Source organism: Novosphingobium sp. B1 (genome assembly GCF_900176395.1).
Taxonomy (GTDB): domain Bacteria; phylum Pseudomonadota; class Alphaproteobacteria; order Sphingomonadales; family Sphingomonadaceae; genus Novosphingobium.
In genome coordinates, this window is the sequence record NZ_FWXL01000003.1 from 420,463 (window position 1) to 438,337 (window position 17,875).

The following is a 17,875-nucleotide window of genomic DNA, read 5'->3' on the forward strand; positions in this document are numbered from 1 at the left end:
ACACATGGCACTGGTTGAAATCAACTTCGACGGTCTGGTTGGTCCAAGCCACAATTACGCGGGCCTGAGCCTTGGCAACCTTGCCTCTGCCAACAATGCAGGCGAGGTCTCCTACCCGCGCGCTGCGGCGCTGCAGGGGTTGGGCAAGATGCGGCACAATATCGCGCTTGGCCTGACACAGGGCCTGTTCGCACCCCTGCCCCGCCCGAACCCGGTGCTGCTGCGCGCGCTTGGCCTTGAACGTACTGACGAAAGCGATGCGGCGCAGCGACGCCTGCGGGCGGCGGCCTGGTCTGCCTCCGCAATGTGGACGGCCAACGCCGCGACCGTCAGCCCCGCGCCCGACACTGCCGACGGACGTTGCCACCTGACTGCAGCGAACCTCGTGACGATGCCGCACCGCTCGCAGGAATGGCCCGACACGGTGCGCCAGTTGCGCCTGGCCTTTGCGAACAGCGCAGCCTTCGCGGTGCACGACGCGGTGCCAGCGTGCTTCGGTGACGAAGGCGCGGCCAACCACATGCGCATGTGCGCGAGCCACGAGGCACCTGGCCTCGAGATTTTCGTCTATGGCACGACCGGCGGTGCCTTTCCCGCGCGCCAGCATGAACAGGCAAGCCGAGCCGTGGCGCGATTGCATGGCCTTGATCCCGAACGCTGCCTGTTCGTGGAGCAATCGCCCGAGGCGATCGCGGCAGGCGCCTTCCATAACGACGTGGTGGCGGTTGCAAACGAGCGGGTGCTGTTCACCCACGAAAAGGCCTTTGCCGAACCGGAGGAGACCTACGCCGCAATCCAGGCGAGACTGCCCGAGGCCGAGGTTGTCGTCGTTCCGGCAAGCGTGGTCAGCCTTCAGGATGCGATCCGCAGCTATCTGTTCAACGCACAGTTGCTGACGCTGCCAACCGGCGAGATGGGCCTGGTAATCCCGCTGGAAGCATGGGAAACGCCTTCGGTCCGAGGCTGGCTGGAGGCCCATGTGGCTTCCAACGGTCCGATCAGAAAGGTCCTGCCCGTCGACGTGCGGCAATCGATGGCCAATGGCGGCGGACCTGCCTGCCTGCGGCTCAGGGTTGTCGCCGATCCTGCCACAGTGGATCCGCGCTTCCTGCTCGACGAGGGGAAGATCGAGCGGATCGAAACCGTGGTGGCCAGAACATGGCCAGAGCAGATCGATCCAGCTGATCTTGGCCGGGAATCTCTCGCGCGTGAAGTCATCGTCGCACGCGCCGCGCTGCTCGATGTGCTCGCACTGTCGGAACTTGCCTGACCTTCGGCGCGTAGTCCTGAAGTGAACCCCTCTGCCAATTGTCGCTTCGCTTTACAGTGAAGATTGGATTAACCAATCTATTGCCAGCTTTTCATGATCTGGCACGATGCTTGCGGAGAGATTCGGCAAAAGAGGATAACGCTTCGGATGCTTCGCAAGATCGGTCGCCTTTTCGTCATCAAGACCCGCTTCGAAGCGTTCGCCGTGATCTACGCACTGGCGCTGGGCGCGGTCGAGCGCGGACATGCCTACCTTGGCCAATACCCGGGCTTTGCCGGGAAGCTGCTGTTCGTCGCTGCAACGGGCGCGGTGTTCATCGCCGGCGCGAAGATCCTGGATTCCTTGCGCATGGAGCAGCGGATCAAAGAGCTTGAAGGATCGGGCGAGCTGTAGGCACCCTGTTGCCGGTTCGGGCCGCTCCGGAGAAGCGGCGCAGACTGGCAAAGACGCCAACTGGCAAAAATGGTGAGTAGGGCGATTCTGTTGCTAGGCTCGCCCCCAGCCCCCGGTTTCCGATTCTGTTACCCGGTTCGGTCCGAACCGTGCTCTAACCTTATAACTTCAGGGCGTTAGCCCCTAGAATTATGCAGCGAGAGCAAGTGCTTCGTTGTCGTTGGCACTTGTGAGTTTTGAGCCTTGAACGGGTTACTCAGCCCGGGCAAAAACAGCGCTTTTCAACACACGTCGATCCTAGTTCGGCCCCATCAACACCCTTGCGACAACAAGGCCCGCATCCCGGAAGACACGGTAGTGATGGTGGAGCCGCCGGGTACCGCCCCCGGGTCCGCTGTGCCTATTGCACGCCGCAGTTTATCACCATAGCCGGTCGAAACCGGCACGGACCCATATAGGGAGCGCGCCGGGAATGAAAAGGGCGCAAATGAAAAGGGGCGGGTTTGCGCCCGCCCCCTCGATCCCCGAAATCTGGTACCAAAATCTGGCGCTTCAGCTTCTGGCCTTCAGCGCATCGCGAATCTCGGCCAGGAGTTCGACCTCGGTCGGGCCGGCAGGCGCAGCGGGCGCTTCCTCAGCAGGCTTTTCGAAGGCCTTGTTCACGGCCTTGACCAGCAGGAAGATGATGAAGGCCACGATCACGAAGTTGACCGCCTGGGTGATGAAATCGCCGTAACCGATCATTGGCACGCCGGCGGCCTTGAGATCGGCGTAGCTGTTGGCATCGCCCTTGAAGTCTGCCGGGATCGGCCCGAGCTGCACAAAGTATCGGGTGAAATCGACACCGCCGGTGACGAAGCCGACGATTGGCATGATCACGCTTTCGGTGAGCGAAGTGACGATCTTGCCGAATGCACCGCCGATGATCACACCGACCGCAAGATCCAGCACATTGCCGCGCGCGATGAACTTCTTGAATTCTGCAAACATGCCCAGTGTTTCCCCCTTCAGGTTATGCTTAACCATGATCCCTCGTACGTTGGTTGCCACTCAGCGCGCAACGTCACAAGTGCCAATCGGTTGCATTCCGGGCCGATCTTGCAGCCTCTCCTTGAACACTGACCGGGGGCCGCTATCTTCCTGTTATCAATTCAAGGGGAACTTACGTCGATGGCCGCTACCCGCTTTACGCAGATTGCATTTGCCACCGTTGCTGCCGCCAGCCTTTCGGCCTGCGGAATCAACTCTGTCCCCGCAGCCGAGGAAGAGGCCAAGGCGCGTTGGGGCGATGTCGAGAGCTCCTATCAGCGCCGCGCCGACCTGATCCCCAACCTTGTCGCCACGGCAAAGGGCGCGGCAGCTTCGGAAACGACGATCCTGACAAACGTCACCAATGCGCGCGCCGCGGCGACATCGATCAATATCACCACCGACGATCTTTCCAACCCGGCCGAGTTCGAGAAATTCCAGAACGCGCAGAACCAGCTTACGCAGGCACTGGGCCAGTTGCGCACGGTGGTGGAGAACTATCCGCAGCTGCAGAGCCAGGCGCGCTTTGCCGACCTGATGGTGCAGCTTGAAGGCACCGAAAACCGCATCAACGTGGCGCGCACGCGCTACAACGAGGCGGTGCAGGCCTACAACACCACGATCCGGACGTTCCCGGACGCTATCGGCGCGAAGCTGATCCACGGCGCCAAGCCTATGGTGCCGTTCAAGGCGGCTGCCGGATCGGAAGTGGCCCCAACGGTGAACTTCGACATGAACGCTCCGGCGCCTGCTGCATCGGGCAAGTGAGGTGACCCGCCAATTGCGGGCTTTCTGGCAAGCTGTCGCGCTGCTGCTCCTGCTGGTTGCTGGAGCAGCGCAGGCAGCCATGCCCGCGCGGCCTGCAGGGCCGGTGCTCGATCAGGCCGGGATCATTCCCGATGCAGATGAGGCGGCGCTGGCGCAGAAGCTCTCTGCCTACAACGCGCAGACCGGGCGGGCGATAATCGTAGCGACTGTCAATTCGCTCGATGGCATGGATGCTACGGATTACGCTCAGCAACTGGCCGAAACATGGGATATCGGCGGCGCCAAGACAGAGCAGGGTGTACTGTTTCTGATTGCTCCAGCCGATCGAAAGCTTCGAATTCATACCGCTCGCGGCGTGCAAGAGCGACTACCCGACGTGCTCGCCGGCCGCATCATTCGCGAGAAGGTCACCCCCAAGTTCAAGGCTGGCGACTATGCAGGCGGCATCAACGATGGCGTTGACCAGATTATCGCTCAACTGAACCGCGATCCGGCTGATGCAAAAGCTGTGGCCGAGGCAGCAAAGGCCGCTGCAAGAAGCGACACTTCGAGCGGGTCGACCATCGGTAGTGCCATCTTTTGGATTGTCCTTATCGTGGTCATGATCGGTATCTTCGGGCGGCGAAGGCGGGGCTACGTGCAGCAGCGAAGTGGGATTGATCCCGGCATTGTGCTTTGGGGTATCAGCGAGATCGCCCGCGCGGCATCGGACAATCGTCATTCCAGCGGCTGGAGCGGCGGGTCCGGCTGGGGGGGTGGCTCGGATGGCGGCGGCTTCGGAGGTTTTGGTGGCGGCGGCGGCGGGTTTGACGGCGGCGGGGCTTCGGGGGACTGGTGATGGCAGAGCTTCCACCGATGACTGAGGCGGACCGTCAGCTTGTTTCGGATGCGGTGGCGGCCGCGGAAATGCTGAGCGCGGGCGAGATCGTGACCATCGTGACGAAACGGTCGGATAGCTACCGCGATGTGGCGCTGGTCTGGAGCGCGCTGGTGGCCTTCTTGGCGCTGGCGGTGCTGGACATGTTCGCCGGGTTCTACCTGCCCATGGTCGAGCATTTGCTGGGCCTCTGGGCGTACGAATGGACGCCGCGCGCAGTGCTGGGCCTTGCACTGGCAGTCCTGACCCTCAAGTTCGGCGGGATGTATCTGCTGATGCGGTTCACCCCGCTGGGCCTGTGGCTGACGCCGCGCCGCGTGCGCAACGCGCGTGTGCGCGAGCGGGCGCTGACCTGCTTTCGCGTCGGTGCGGAAAGCCGCACGACCGGGCGCACCGGCGTGCTGATATACCTCAGCCTTGCCGAGCACCGTGCCGAGATCATTGCCGATGCCGCGATCGCCTCGAAAGTCTCGCCCGAGGCATGGGGCTTGGCGATGAAGGCCATGCTCGATCCGCTGCGGCAAGGGCAGATGGCGCAGGGGATGGCAGCGGCCGTGGCCGAGGTCGGCAACGTGCTGGGCGAACATTTTCCGCGCGGCGAGGACGACGTGAACGAATTGCCGGACAGGTTGATCGAAGTATGAGTCTCGAAGAAGAATTCCGCGACCACGCCGAAGAGGTGCAGTGGGCGGGACGCTACATCATGACCAAGACACGCGGGCGATGGGAGTATGTCTCGCGCAATCGCAACATCAAGGCAGCGGTGATCCTGGCCATCGAGGATGGCCATGTCATCCTTGTGGAGCAGTTCCGCGTGCCGCTGGGCCGCCCGTGCATCGAACTTCCCGCCGGGCTGATCGGCGATGAGGCGGGCGCCGAGAACGAGGATGCCGCCGACGCCGCCGCGCGCGAGCTGGAGGAGGAGACAGGCTACCGCGCCGGGCGGATCGAATCGCTGGGAGAGTTCCACTCCTCGCCAGGCATGGTGACCGAGGCCTTCACGCTGTTTCGCGCGCACGATCTGGAAAAAGTTTCCGAAGGCGGCGGCGTCGAGGGCGAAGGGATCACCGTGCACCGCGTTGCCCTTACGGAAATCGAGACCTTCCTTGGCCAGAAGCGCGCTGATGGCTACGCGATCGACGTGCGGATGCTTCTGCTGCTTGCACCGGGGATCATGGGCTGAACCCTCAAAGGCTTGCGTGGAGCCGCGCAACTTGCTTCGTTGACGCAAACGGAAAGCAGGAGAGCGACACGATGGGCAGGGTTCAGGGCAAGAAGGCACTTGTGACGGGCGCAGCGCAGGGACTGGGCGCGGCGCATTCTTGGATGCTGGCCCGCGAGGGCGCGCGCGTCCTGCTGACCGACATCAACGGCGATGGCGCAGCAGCGCAGGCCGAGGCGATCAACGCCGAACTCGGCGATGGAACAGCCTTTGCCATGCGGCATGATGTGACCAGCGAAGCTGATTGGGACGCGGCGGTTGCGCTCGCTGCACAGGAGCTTGGCGGGCTTTCGGTGCTGGTCAACAATGCCGGCGTCGGCGTGCGCGGCAATATCGAAACCTGCACGCTTGAGGACTGGCACCGCGGCTTTGCGATCAACGTCGACAGCGTCTTTCTCGGCTGCCAGAAGGCCCTGCCCCTGCTGCGCGACAACCAGCCGGGCTCGATCGTCAACATCAGCTCGATCGCCGGCCTGATCGCCTCGGACACGATGCCCGGTTACAATGCCAGCAAGGCAGCTGTGTGGATGCTGACCAAGTCGGTTGCGCTCTACTGCGCCAAGCGCGGCTGGGACGTGCGCTGCAATTCGGTGCACCCGACATTCGTCGACACGCCGATCCTCGACGGCATCGCGACAAACGCGAATATCGACAAGGACGTGGTCATGGGCAAGCTCGCCCGCCAGATCCCGCTGGGCCGCGTCGGCGAGCCGAACGACATCGCTGCGGGCGTGCTCTACCTCGCGAGCGACGAAAGCCGGTTCATGACGGGCGCGGAGCTGAAGCTGGACGGCGGAATCTCGGCGATGTGAGGCAAGAAAAAGGCCGGCGGGACCAACGTCCCGCCGGCCTTTTCTTCAAGCTGGTCAGGGCCTCAGAACACCACGACCGAGCGGATCGACTTGCCCGCGTGCATGAGGTCGAACGCGGTGTTGATCTCTTCGAGGCCCATGACGTGGGTGATCATCGGGTCGATCTCGATCTTGCCGGTCATGTACATGTCGACGATCTTGGGCACGTCGGTGCGGCCCTTGGCGCCGCCGAACGCGGTGCCGCGCCAGTTGCGACCGGTCACCAGCTGGAACGGGCGGGTTTCGATGGTCTTGCCGGCCTCGGCAACGCCGATGATGATCGAGGTGCCCCAGCCGCGGTGGCAGGCTTCAAGCGCGGTGCGCATGACTTCGGTGTTGCCGGTAGCGTCGAAGGTGTAGTCCGCGCCGCCGTCGGTCATCTGCACGATTTTCGCCACGGTATCCTCGCGGCTCATGCCCTTGCTGTTGAGGAAGTCGGTCATGCCGAACTTGCGGCCCCATTCCTCGCGATCAGGGTTGATGTCGACACCGATGATCTTGTTTGCCCCGGCAAGGCGAGCGCCCTGGATCACGTTGAGGCCGATGCCGCCGAGCCCGAAGACGACCACATTGTCACCCACCTGCACCTTGGCGGTGTTGACCACGGCGCCGACGCCGGTGGTTACGCCGCAGCCGATGTAGCAGGCGGACTGGAAGGGCGCGTCCTCGCGGATCTTGGCGACCGCGATTTCAGGGAGGACGGTGAAGTTCGAGAAGGTGCTGCAGCCCATGTAGTGGAAGACGGTCTGGCCCTTGTAGGAGAAGCGGCTGGTGCCATCGGGCATCAGGCCCTGACCCTGCGTGGCGCGGATCGCGGTGCACAGGTTGGTCTTGCCCGAAAGGCAGCTTTTGCACTGGCGGCATTCGGGGGTGTACAGCGGGATCACGTGATCGCCGGGCTTTACCGAGGTGACGCCGGGGCCGACTTCGCGGACAATGCCTGCACCTTCATGGCCCAGCACGCTGGGGAAGATGCCTTCGCTGTCAAAGCCGTCCAAGGTGTAGGCGTCGGTATGGCACACACCCGTGGCCATGATCTCGACCAGAACTTCGCCGGCCTTGGGGCCTTCGAGATCGAGCTCGACGATTTCGAGCGGCTGTTTGGGCGCAAACGCTACGGCGGCGCGGGTCTTCATGGTGTCCGGTCTCCCTTTGGATGTGGCGGCGCGTTAGCATAATTGCTACGTCAGTGTTAAATTGCACAATATGCGAAACACTGTTGCAAGACGAGAACAATGAGCAATCGCTGGGACGGGATAGACGAAGTGGTGGCCGTTGCCGATACCGGCACATTCGTGGCGGCCGCAAAGCGGCTGGGCACTTCGACGTCGCACGTGAGCCGCGCCGTCGCGCGGCTTGAACAAAGCCTTGGCGCGCAGTTCTTCCACCGCACCACGCGGGCGGTCAGCCTGACCGATACCGGGCGCACGCTGGTCGATCAGTTTCGCCGCCTGATTGCCGAACGCGACGAAGCGATTGCGATGCTCGATCTGCAGGGTGAGCCGCAGGGACATCTGCGGATTACCTGCCCGACCGCGCTGGGCGAGCGCTTCGTGGCGCCGATCGTTCGCGCCTATGTGCAGGAATATCCCAAGCTGTCGGTCGAACTCGACCTGTCGAACCGCGTGGTCGAACTGGTCTCGGAAGGATATGACCTTGCCATCCGCACCGGCACCCTGCCCGACAGCCGTCTGATCCGCACGCAGATCGCCACGCGCGGGATCGTGACCTGCGCCTCGCCTGCCTATCTGGCGGCACACGGTACGCCTGCGACGATAGACGACCTCGAGATGCACGACTGCATCCCCGCCACGCTCGACATGTGGCGATACGTCGTCGACGGCGAAGTGCGCACGATCCGCCCGCGGGGACGCTGGCGGTGCAGCAATGGGACGGCGGTGTTCGACGCCGCGATGGCCGGCCTTGGTCTGTGCCAGCTTCCGGAATTCTACGTCAGCCGTGCCATTGCCGATGGCGCGTTGATCGAGGTCCTTGCCGAATTCAGGCCTGAAGACGATCCGATCTGGGCCGTCTATCCGCAGCGACGGCACCTGCTCCCCAAGGTGCAGCGGCTGATCGAGAAACTCCGGCGCGAACTGCTCCCGGTGATGACGAGGGGTTGATGCCATAAGGTAGCGCAACCATTGCGTTAATACCTATGCAAACGCGATGACATCGCTGACAAGGCTGGCTAGACGATCACGTGAACGATCCCATAGCGGTCGGCCGAGGAGAGAGAAGTGTCAGCAAGTTCAGCCGGTTCGGGTTCACAGAAGACCGCCTTCGCGGCGGTAACCGTCCTGTTCTTTGCATGGGGATTCATCACCTCGCTGATCGATCCGCTTGTGGCCGCAGTGAAGGGCATCTTCACGCTGACTACTCTGGAAGCGCAGCTTTCGGCCTTTGCGTTCTTCATCGCCTATGGCGTGATGAGCTTCCCGGCAGCCGCAATCATCGGCAAGCTGCGCGCGGTTCCGGCCATCCTGCTGGCGCTTGTCACGATGGTGTTGGCGTGCCTTGTCATGCTTCTGGCGGCCAACATCGCTTCCTATCCGCTCGTGCTGGCAGGCCTGTTCATGCTGGCGACGGGAATCACGGTGCTGCAAGTGGCCGCCAATCCGCTGGCCGCAGCGCTCGGCAAGCCCGAAGGCAGCCATTTCCGCCTGACGCTTTCGCAGACGTTCAATTCCTTTGGCACCTTCCTTGGCCCGGCGCTGGGGGCCTCGCTGTTCCTTAAAGGCGTGGAAGTGACCGAAGGCACCGCCCTCACCCCCGAAGTGCGTGACGCTGCGCTCGCCGGGATCGACCGCGCCTATTTCTGGATTTGCGGACTGCTGATCGTCCTCCTTGCATTCTTTTTCCTGAATCGCTCGCGCATCTCGGCCGCTGCGCCCCCGGCGCAGGAAACCGGCGGTATCGCTGCACTGCTTGGCCAGGCGTTCTCCTCACGCTGGGCGGTGTTCGGCGCTGCAGCCATCTTCCTCTATGTCGGAGCCGAAGTCACGATCGGCACGCAGATGGCCTTCTATCTCAACAATCCCGGCATCTGGAACGTTAGCCTGGAGCAGGCCGGCAAGGCCGTGTCATTCTATTGGGGTGGCGCCATGGTCGGCCGTGCGATCGGAACCGTGCTGCTCGCACGCTTCCCCGCTGCGCGCCTGATGACCCTGTTTGCCTTCATCGCAGCGGCAATGTGCGCCTACCTGTTCCTTGTCGGTGGCATCTCTGCGGGCTACGTGGCGCTGGCCATCGGCCTGTTCAATTCGATCATGTTCCCCGTCATCTTCACCCTGACGCTCGAGCGCTCATCGGCCAGCGAGGAAGCAACCTCCGGCCTGCTGTGCACCGGGATCATCGGCGGCGCCCTGATACCGGCGCTGGCCGGTGCCGTGACCGACCACGCCGGGATCTTCACCTCGTTCCTCGTGCCCTTGGTGTGCTATGGCCTGCTCATGGTGTTTGCCGCCTCGGCCGCGCGTGCGCCGATCCTGCGCCGTGCGGGCGGCGAAAGCATTCACTAAGCCACCTCTTTTCAGATCACACTTCGATCCGGCCCCGGCATGATTGTCGGGGCCGAATTTTTTTGCCCGGAGCGCGCAAGCATGCCGTAGCGTCAGTCGTCGGCCGGTGCTGCGCGGAAGGTCGAACGCATACAGGCAGGGCTTTCCCTTTACGTAAACTTCCACTAGCTCTTGGATCCACAGAGTCGTGCAGACATGCGACCGGGAGAGCGATTTGGAAGCGGGCAGCATCAGCGAACGGGCAATCGGCCTTCAGGCAGCCGAGATGGCGGGCGAAGGCCCAGCATTCACAGTGCGCGGTGTTGACGGATGGCTGCAGGGCCGCACCATGTATGGGGGCGCCTCATCGTTCCTCGCCTATGCCGCTGCGCGCAAGGCGCGGCCGGACTTGCCTCCGTTGCGCGGTGCCCAGATCAGCTTTCTTGCACCGGTTGGGTCGGACGTGGACATTGCGGTCTCGAGCGTGCGCGAAGGCAAGAGCGTCGCCAATATCCAGACCGATCTGACAAGCGGCGGAAACCTGGCCCACCGCGCCGCCTGGGTATTCGGCAGTTCACGCGCCTCCAACGGCAGCGTCGAGGCGCCACGCGCCGACAACTTCGTGCCTTACTCCGATCTTCCTGAACTGGGCTCGCCCGAAGGCCTGCACTTTGTGAAGAATTTCGAATTGCGGCGCGGCGAGGCCAAGGAGGATCGCCGGCCTGGCGTGGTTCGCCGCTGGGTACGGTTGCGCGATCGCTCCGGGCTCGATCCGGTGGGAGAACTGGTGCTGATCGGCGATACCCTGCCGCCTGGATCAATGCGGGCGATGGAGCGCATGGGGCCGATCAGTTCGATCAACTGGGCTTTCACGCTGCTGGGCGAAACGCCCGAAACCCGTGACGGATGGTGGCTGCTTGAAACGGCATCCAACCACATGGCCGACGGCTTCAGCAGCGAAACCTTGCGGATGTGGAATGCCGATGGCGTGCAGGTGATGCACGGTCTGCAGAGTGTCGCGATCTTTGGCTGAGGGGAACGAGATGGAACTGGCCGACGCGCAATCGCTGGGGTTCGAGCCTGATCGGCTGCACCGGATCGGGACCTACCTCGACGAGCATTACATCGCCAGCGGGCGGTTGCCGGGCCTTGACGTGCTGGTCGCCCGCGATGGCGAGGCGGTCTATCGGCATACCGCTGGCCGTGCGCGCGAGGATGGCGCGCCAGTAGCGACCGACGCGATCTATCGCATCGCCTCGATGACCAAGCCGCTGACGTCTGTTGCCTTCATGATGCTGGTCGAGGAAGGCAAGGTCGCACTGGACGATCCGGTGACGAAGGTGATCCCGGAGTTTGCCAACCTCGGTGTCTATACCGGCGGCGGCGGCGAGATGGACTTCTTCCCCGCGCGCCCAGCCCCGGTGATGCGCATGGTCGATCTGCTCACCCACCAGTCTGGCCTGACCTATGGCATCCAGAACCGCACCAACGTGGACGCCGCCTATCGCAAGGCGCGGCTTGATGGACATGCCAGCCTGCCGGGCAACGACCATTTCATAGAAGAACTGGCCAAGCTGCCGCTCGAATTCGCGCCGGGCGATGCCTGGAACTATTCGGTTGGCACCGATGTGCTGGGCGTGATCGTTGCACGGCTTTCGGGCATGAGCCTGGGCGAGTTCCTGCACACGCGCATCTTCGAACCGCTGGGCATGGTCGATACCGGATTTCACTGTCCGGATGAAAAGGCGCACCGGCTGGCCGATGCGTGGGCGTATCAGGCGGGGCAGCCGCCACAGCTGTTCGATCCGGCAGAGAAGTCCGGCACGCGTCGGGTGCCGCGCTTCGAAAGCGGCGGCGGCGGGCTGCTGTCGACAACGGCTGACTACCATCGCTTCTGCCGCATGCTGGTGAACGGCGGCGCGGCTGACGGCGCGCGCATTCTCAGCCCCAAGACGCTTCAGTTGATGACCGCCAACCACCTGCCCGGCGGCGCGGACCTGACGCAGGTGTCAAAGGCGCTGTTCAGCGAGGCCTACAACGCCGGGGCGGGGTTCGGCCTTGGCTTTGGCATGACCATCGATCCGGCGCGGGCACTGGTGCCGGGCTCTGCTGGCGAGTTCTACTGGGGCGGCATCTTCTCGACCGCCTTCTTCGTGGACCCGGTGGAGAAAATCCACGCGGTCTTCATGACCCAACTCTATCCCTCGTCCGTCTATCCCATCCGGCGTCAGTTGAAGACGCTGATCTACAGCGCGCTGGCTGCGAGCCGCGCCTGATCCAGCCTTAGGAGAGAACACGATGTCCAACCCCGTGACCGGTGCCAAGGAGCACATCGACGCTGCCCGCAAGCTTGCCGCGACCATTGACGACATTCCCGCTGAAACGCAGCTTCTGCCGATCGACCGCGTCGGTGTGATCGGTGCCGGCACAATGGGTGGCGGCATCACGATGAACTTCCTCACCGCGGGCATCCCGGTAACGATCGTCGAAATGACGCAGGAAGCGCTCGACCGTGGCGTTGCGACGATGCGCAAGAACTACGAGAACACCGTCAAGCGCGGCAAGATGGATGCAGCCGACGCCGAGGCGGCGATGGGTCGCCTCACCCCCACACTGGACTTTGGCGCGCTGGCCGAGGCCGATCTGGTGATCGAAGCGGTCTATGAAAGCATGGACGTGAAGAAGGACGTGTTCGGGCGGCTCGACAAGGTGGCAAAGCCTGGCGCGATCCTGGCTTCGAACACCAGCTACCTCGATATCGACGAGATCGCCGCCGCCACCTCGCGGCCGGAATCCGTACTGGGCATGCACTTCTTCTCGCCCGCCAACGTGATGAAGCTGCTGGAAGTCGTGCGCGGCAAGGCAACGGGCAAGGCGCAGCTGGCAACCGTGATGGCGCTGTCGGTGAAGATCGGCAAGGTGCCGGTCGTCTCGGGCGTGTGCCATGGCTTCATCGGCAACCGCATGCTCTCTCCCCGTCAGGCCCAGGCCCACGCTCTTATTATGGAAGGCGCGAACTACTGGGACGTGGACGAGGCGCTGCTCGAGTTCGGCTTCCCGATGGGGCCGTGGCAGATGGCCGACCTGGCTGGCGTGGACATCGGCTGGCACCGCGATCCCAACCGCATCGAAAGCTTGCGCGACGCGCTCTGCGCGGTCGGTCGCTGGGGCCAGAAGACCAAGAAGGGCTTCTACGACTACGACGACAACCGCCAGCGCACCCCTTCGGACGAGGTCAAGGCGATCATCGCCGACTTTGCGGCCAAGGAAGGCAAGCCGCAGCGCGAGATCGGCAAGGACGAGATTCGCGAGCGCCTGCTCTATCCGATGATCAGCGAGGGTGCGCTGATCCTCGAGGAAGGCATTTCCCAGCGGGCGAGCGACATCGATACCGTCTGGCTCAATGGCTATGGCTGGCCGGCGTGGACCGGCGGTCCGATGTTCTGGGCCGACCATATCGGGCTCGATACCGTCGTTGCCGGCCTGAAGAAGCACGGCCTGCCGGTGGCGCCTCTGCTGGAGCGCAAGGCTGCTGCGGGCGAGAAGTTCAACTGAACCGGAGCGCGGTGATGCGGATCGAGGATATCGTCGAAAGCGAGTTCACGCCGCTCAGCGCCATCTTGCGCGCCCACGCCGCAAGGCGGGGCGAGGCAGTGGCCCTGGCGGACCAGAACCGCACTGTCGGCTGGGCGGAGATGGACGCCCTGCTCGACCGCATCGCCACCGCCCTCCAGCGCGAAGGCGTGCCGGCGAACGAGCCTGTCGCCATTGCCGCCATGAACGCGGTGACGACCGGGCTCGCCTTTCTCGGCGCGATCCGGGCAGGCGCGGTGGCGGCGCCGTTGACTTCTACCGCCACGCCCGAAACCATCGTGGCCATGCTCGAAGACAGCGGAAGCCGCGTGCTGCTGCTGGACAAGGATATTTCGGACCGCCTCGCCGGACTGGACCTGCCGGCAGGCGTCAAGCGCATCGCGCTCGACGACAGCGACGCGGGCGAGCCGTTCAGCGCCTGGATGGCCGAAGCCGGAGCGAAGCCGGAAGAACGCACACCGCTGCCCGGAGACCCGTTCAACATCATCTACTCCTCGGGCACCACCGGCGCGCCCAAGGGCATCGTGCAAAGCCACAAGATGCGCCACGAATATGCGCGGCGCACGATCCCGGGCGGCTATGGCGATGATACGGCGGTGATCTGTTCGACCCCGCTCTATTCCAACACCACGCTGGTCAGCTTCCTCCCCGCGCTTACGGCAGGCGGCAAAGTGGTGCTGATGCGCAAGTTCGATGCGCGCAAGTTCCTCGAACTGTCGGAGCGTGAACGGGTGACCCATGCCATGCTGGTGCCGGTGCAATACCGCCGGATCATGGAAGTGCCTGATTTCGACAGCTTCGACCTGTCATCCTACAAGCTGAAATCCTGCACTTCCGCGCCCTTCCCGGCGTGGCTCAAGGCCGATGTGCTCAAGCGCTGGCCCGGCGGCCTGACCGACGGCTATGGCATGACCGAGGGCGGCGCGACGGCGATCCTGCTTGCGCACCTGCACCCCGACAAGCTGCACACCGTTGGCCAGCCCTCGCCCGGCCACATCATCAAGATCATCGACGAGGACGGCCAAGAGTTGCCGCAAGGCGAAGTGGGCGAGATCGTCGGCCATTCGCCGATCATGATGAACGGCTATCACAACAAGGCCGACAAGACCCGCGAGGTTGAGTGGCATGACAGCGAAGGCCGGCGCTACATCCGCCACGGCGATGTCGGCAAGTTTGACGAGGACGGCTTCCTGATACTGATGGACCGCGCCAAGGACATGATCATCTCGGGCGGGTTCAACATCTATCCGAGCGACCTTGAAGCGGAACTGACGCGGCAAAGCGCAGTCAAGGAGGCCGCCGTCGTTGGCGTGGCGTCGGATGCCTGGGGCGAAACGCCGCTGGCCATCGTCGTGCTCGCTGATCCGTCCGCTGATCCCGAGGCAATCCTCCACGAGGCCAACAGCCGCCTTGGCAAGACTCAGCGCATTTCCGCGATCGAGGTGGTCGACGAACTCCCGCGCAGCCCGATCGGCAAGGTGCTCAAGCGCGAATTGCGCGACAAGTTCGGCGGCAACCCCATTCTCGCCGCCACATCCCTCGAAAAAACATCCTCAGCAGGAGCATGAGACATGCGTGACGCCGTAATCGTATCCACCGCCCGCACGCCCATCGGGCGCGCCTACAAGGGGGCCTTCAACGCCACGCCGGGTGCGACGCTCGGCGCGCTTTCGCTGCAGGCCGCAGTCGCCCGCGCCGGGATCGACCCCGCCGAAGTCGACGACGTGCTGTGGGGCGCGGCTTTGCAGCAGGGCGCGCAGGCCGGCAACATCGCCCGCCAGGTCGCGCTGCGGGCGGGCCTGCCGATCACCACTTCGGGCATGAGCATGGACCGCCAGTGCTCGTCGGGCCTGATGACCATCGCCACCGCTGCCAAGCAGGTGATCATCGACCGCATGGACGTGGTTGCGGCCGGTGGCCAGGAATCGATCAGCCTTGTCCAGACCAAGGACATGCGCGTCGCGCCGGACAAGAGCCTGATGGCGATACACAAGGCGATCTACATGCCGATGCTGCAGACCGCAGAGATCGTCGGCCAGCGCTATGGCATCAGCCGCGAGGCGTGTGACGAGTACGCCCTGCAATCGCAGCAGCGCACCGCCGCCGCGCAGGCCGCAGGCAAGTTCGATGACGAGATCGTCGCGGTCGACACCTCGATGGGCGTGCAGAACAAGGAAACTGGCGAGATCACTTTCCAGGACATCCACCTGACCAAGGACGAGGGCAACCGGCCCTCGACCACGATCGAGAACCTGCAGGCCCTGAAGCCGGTGATCGAAGGCGGCATCGTGACGGCGGGCAACGCCAGCCAGCTTTCGGACGGTTCTTCCGCCGTGATCGTGATGGAAGCGGAAATGGCCGCCAAGCGCGGGCTGACGCCGCTCGGCCGCTATGTCGGCATGGCCGTCGCCGGCACCGAGCCTGACGAAATGGGCATCGGCCCGGTCTTCGCAATCCCCAAGCTGCTGCAGCGCTTCGGCCTGAAGATGGACGACATCGGCCTGTGGGAACTGAACGAGGCCTTCGCCGTGCAGGTGCTCTACTGCCGCGACAAGCTCGGCATTCCCAATGACCTGCTCAACGTCAACGGCGGCTCGATCTCGATCGGCCACCCCTATGGCATGACCGGCGCGCGCTGCACCGGCCACGCCCTGATCGAAGGCAAGCGCCGCGGCGCGAAGTACGTCGTGGTCACGATGTGCGTCGGCGGCGGCATGGGCGCTGCGGGACTGTTCGAAGTGCTGTGATCCGGTGAGGCGCGGCGCTTGCCCACGGGCGGTGCCGCGCCTACCCTTTGTGCATGAATGAAAACGACAATACCCGCCCTTGGCCGCAGGCCGGGCGTGAGAGGCTGATCTATCACTCGCCGGTGGGCTGGAAGGGCACCGACTTCGTCGACAACGAGGCCGAACTGCTCAAGCTCCTGAACCCGAAAACGGTGTTCATGATGGGCGACAACCCCGCCCTGCCCCGCATGCCCGAACGCCCGCGCCTGCTCGACTTCTTCCGCTGCCGCTTTGGCGATATCACCGTGCGGCACCTCCTGGTCAGCGCCAAGCGTGCGCTGGACGATGGGTTGCCCGAAAAGGTCGTGCTCGCCTGCCTGCTGCACGACATTTCCAACGGCTGCCTGATCCGCGCCGATCACGGCTACTGGAGCGCGCAACTGATTTCGCCCTATGTCGATCCGGAAGTGGCCTTTGCGGTGAAGTACCACCAGGCGCTGCGCTATGTGCCGGACGAGAGCGTCGGCTATGCCTACCCCGACAGCTATCACAAGTTCTTCGGGCCGGACTACGAAGTGCCGGAATACCTGCTGCGCGATGCCGAATACGCGCGCGGCCACGAATGGTACATGACCGCGCGACAGGTGACGCTCTACGATACCTACTTCTTCGACGACTTCCCGGTGGTGGAGCCGGAAGCGCTGGAGGGCGTCATCGCACGGAATTTCCGCGAGCCGGAGGAAGGGCTCGGCTTCGATAGTTCACCGACCGCGCACATGTGGCGGACGATGATCTGGCCGAATAATTTTTTGTGAGGGATGAGACTGGTGGCGAGCGCGACAACCAGCTGCCTATCCGGATACGAAGCCCTCGCCAGACTTTTGTTTTTTCAGAAACTCAGAAATCGTGAGGCGGCGGCGGTGGTTGATCTAAATCACCGTCGCGGCACATAGACGCTCGGCAATCCAATAAGCGTTCCATCGTCGCTCGGACTAGCCGCCGGGTTGCACAACTCCCATTTTGCGCCAATCTGATACCTACCTGATTGGCAAGGGCAAGCCGGCCTCTCCCAATAGTCTTGAGCCGCGACTCCAACTGAGCAAACGAAACGCGTTTGCCGTTCCATCGTAATCTGCTGCCAGGACCAACCGTAATGAGGTGAAAAGTCTGCAGATCTTCAAGATTTTGAGCCCACCAAACTGGAGGTCTTCCGCAGTGGCCCCCACCCGCCGCGATATGGGCGCTATCCTTGGAGCGAGCCGAAGCCGTATCGCCCCAAAGTGCAAAGATGACCAAGAATGTGTATAGTCTGCGCAGATTCATTGTCGCATTTTGCACCTCAGACATGCGGTCAGCAATTACCGCTTTCCCCCTCCTCGACGTTGGGACAGCGTCCGCCAACGCCCAAAACCCGCCGTCACCCCGGACTTGATCCGGGTCTCGCTTCTTCTGGCGGTGCGCTTGGAGGTTAATCGGGACCGCGGGTCTTCGCCCGGGGTGACGTAAACGGGCGGTGGCGAGTGCGGTGCGGCGGTTAACTGACGCCAGCCTGTAGATTTCCGCTGAGAATTGACCCGGTAGGGGCATAAATTTCCACTGAGAATTGACCCATGTTTGAACCCGCCCCTGGCTGACCAGTCTGGGG

The 17,875-nt window shown here is 63.4% G+C and carries 16 protein-coding genes, 1 other RNA gene and 1 pseudogene; 15 read left to right on the top strand and 3 right to left on the bottom strand.

The window, feature by feature from the left end; translation table 11 throughout:
- The first annotated feature begins 4 nt into the window (after window positions 1–4).
- A complete protein-coding gene (locus B9A23_RS07900; protein ID WP_084278296.1) occupies window positions 5–1,270 on the top strand; it encodes an N-succinylarginine dihydrolase in 1,266 nt (421 codons plus the stop codon).
- A gap of 147 nt (window positions 1,271–1,417) precedes the next feature.
- On the top strand, window positions 1,418–1,663 hold the full coding sequence (locus B9A23_RS07905; protein WP_084278297.1) for a hypothetical protein: 246 nt from the start codon (window positions 1,418–1,420) through the stop codon (window positions 1,661–1,663).
- 75 nt (window positions 1,664–1,738) lie between these two features.
- On the opposite strand, the gene ssrA is transcribed toward B9A23_RS07905, so the two are convergent.
- Window positions 1,739–2,146, bottom strand: a transfer-messenger RNA (tmRNA) gene (gene ssrA / locus B9A23_RS07910).
- A gap of 69 nt (window positions 2,147–2,215) precedes the next feature.
- Window positions 2,216–2,659: a large conductance mechanosensitive channel protein MscL gene (gene mscL, locus B9A23_RS07915; protein ID WP_084278362.1), complete on the bottom strand. Its 444-nt coding sequence runs from the start codon at window positions 2,657–2,659 to the stop codon at window positions 2,216–2,218.
- A 174-nt stretch (window positions 2,660–2,833) separates the two neighbouring features.
- Here mscL and B9A23_RS07920 point away from each other — a divergent pair, with 174 nt between their 5' ends.
- The 5 genes from B9A23_RS07920 (at window position 2,834) to B9A23_RS07940 (ending at window position 6,371) form a co-directional block, all read left to right on the top strand.
- Complete coding sequence (locus B9A23_RS07920) at window positions 2,834–3,460, top strand: LemA family protein (RefSeq protein ID WP_084278298.1); 627 nt, start codon at window positions 2,834–2,836, stop codon at window positions 3,458–3,460.
- 1 nt (window position 3,461) lies between these two features.
- Window positions 3,462–4,298, top strand: a complete 837-nt coding sequence (locus tag B9A23_RS07925) for a TPM domain-containing protein (RefSeq protein ID WP_254895043.1) — start codon at window positions 3,462–3,464, stop codon at window positions 4,296–4,298.
- Window positions 4,298–4,981 (top strand): TPM domain-containing protein, encoded by a 684-nt coding sequence (locus B9A23_RS07930; protein WP_084278299.1) that lies wholly within the window; start codon window positions 4,298–4,300, stop codon window positions 4,979–4,981. The genes B9A23_RS07925 and B9A23_RS07930 overlap by 1 nt, the downstream gene beginning before the upstream one ends.
- Window positions 4,978–5,520 carry an NUDIX hydrolase gene (locus B9A23_RS07935; protein WP_084278300.1) on the top strand — a complete coding sequence of 181 codons (543 nt, stop codon included), beginning with the start codon at window positions 4,978–4,980 and terminating at the stop codon, window positions 5,518–5,520. Before B9A23_RS07930 ends, B9A23_RS07935 begins: the two co-directional genes overlap by 4 nt.
- A 71-nt stretch (window positions 5,521–5,591) precedes the next feature.
- On the top strand, window positions 5,592–6,371 hold the full coding sequence (locus B9A23_RS07940) for an SDR family oxidoreductase (RefSeq protein WP_084278301.1): 780 nt from the start codon (window positions 5,592–5,594) through the stop codon (window positions 6,369–6,371).
- A 62-nt stretch (window positions 6,372–6,433) separates the two neighbouring features.
- Here B9A23_RS07940 and B9A23_RS07945 read toward each other — a convergent pair whose 3' ends face one another.
- Window positions 6,434–7,546 carry an S-(hydroxymethyl)glutathione dehydrogenase/class III alcohol dehydrogenase gene (locus B9A23_RS07945; protein ID WP_084278302.1) on the bottom strand — a complete coding sequence of 371 codons (1,113 nt, stop codon included), beginning with the start codon at window positions 7,544–7,546 and terminating at the stop codon, window positions 6,434–6,436.
- Between the two features lie 99 nt (window positions 7,547–7,645).
- Between B9A23_RS07945 and B9A23_RS07950 the strand changes: the two genes are divergently transcribed.
- The 8 genes and pseudogenes from B9A23_RS07950 to B9A23_RS07985 all read left to right on the top strand — a co-directional run bounded on the left by B9A23_RS07950 (window position 7,646) and on the right by B9A23_RS07985 (window position 17,045).
- Window positions 7,646–8,533: a LysR family transcriptional regulator gene (locus tag B9A23_RS07950; protein WP_084278303.1), complete on the top strand. Its 888-nt coding sequence runs from the start codon at window positions 7,646–7,648 to the stop codon at window positions 8,531–8,533.
- Window positions 8,534–8,650: 117 nt separating this feature from the next.
- Window positions 8,651–9,931, top strand: coding sequence for a glucose/galactose MFS transporter (gene gluP / locus B9A23_RS07955; protein WP_084278304.1), 1,281 nt, complete (start codon window positions 8,651–8,653; stop codon window positions 9,929–9,931).
- A 214-nt stretch (window positions 9,932–10,145) separates the two neighbouring features.
- Window positions 10,146–10,943, top strand: coding sequence for a thioesterase family protein (locus B9A23_RS07960; RefSeq protein WP_254895044.1), 798 nt, complete (start codon window positions 10,146–10,148; stop codon window positions 10,941–10,943).
- Between the two features lie 10 nt (window positions 10,944–10,953).
- The gene (locus B9A23_RS07965) at window positions 10,954–12,186 is read left to right on the top strand and encodes a serine hydrolase domain-containing protein (RefSeq protein ID WP_084278305.1); all 1,233 of its coding nucleotides are present in this window, start codon (window positions 10,954–10,956) and stop codon (window positions 12,184–12,186) included.
- A 37-nt stretch (window positions 12,187–12,223) separates the two neighbouring features.
- Window positions 12,224–13,465 (top strand): annotated as a pseudogene (locus tag B9A23_RS07970) (3-hydroxyacyl-CoA dehydrogenase NAD-binding domain-containing protein); the annotation flags it as partial.
- Window positions 13,466–13,479: 14 nt separating this feature from the next.
- Complete coding sequence (locus B9A23_RS07975) at window positions 13,480–15,072, top strand: class I adenylate-forming enzyme family protein (protein WP_084278307.1); 1,593 nt, start codon at window positions 13,480–13,482, stop codon at window positions 15,070–15,072.
- Between the two features lie 3 nt (window positions 15,073–15,075).
- Window positions 15,076–16,251 carry an acetyl-CoA C-acyltransferase gene (locus B9A23_RS07980; protein WP_084278308.1) on the top strand — a complete coding sequence of 392 codons (1,176 nt, stop codon included), beginning with the start codon at window positions 15,076–15,078 and terminating at the stop codon, window positions 16,249–16,251.
- A gap of 53 nt (window positions 16,252–16,304) precedes the next feature.
- Window positions 16,305–17,045: a hypothetical protein gene (locus B9A23_RS07985; protein ID WP_084278309.1), complete on the top strand. Its 741-nt coding sequence runs from the start codon at window positions 16,305–16,307 to the stop codon at window positions 17,043–17,045.
- The last annotated feature ends 830 nt before the right edge of the window (window positions 17,046–17,875 follow it).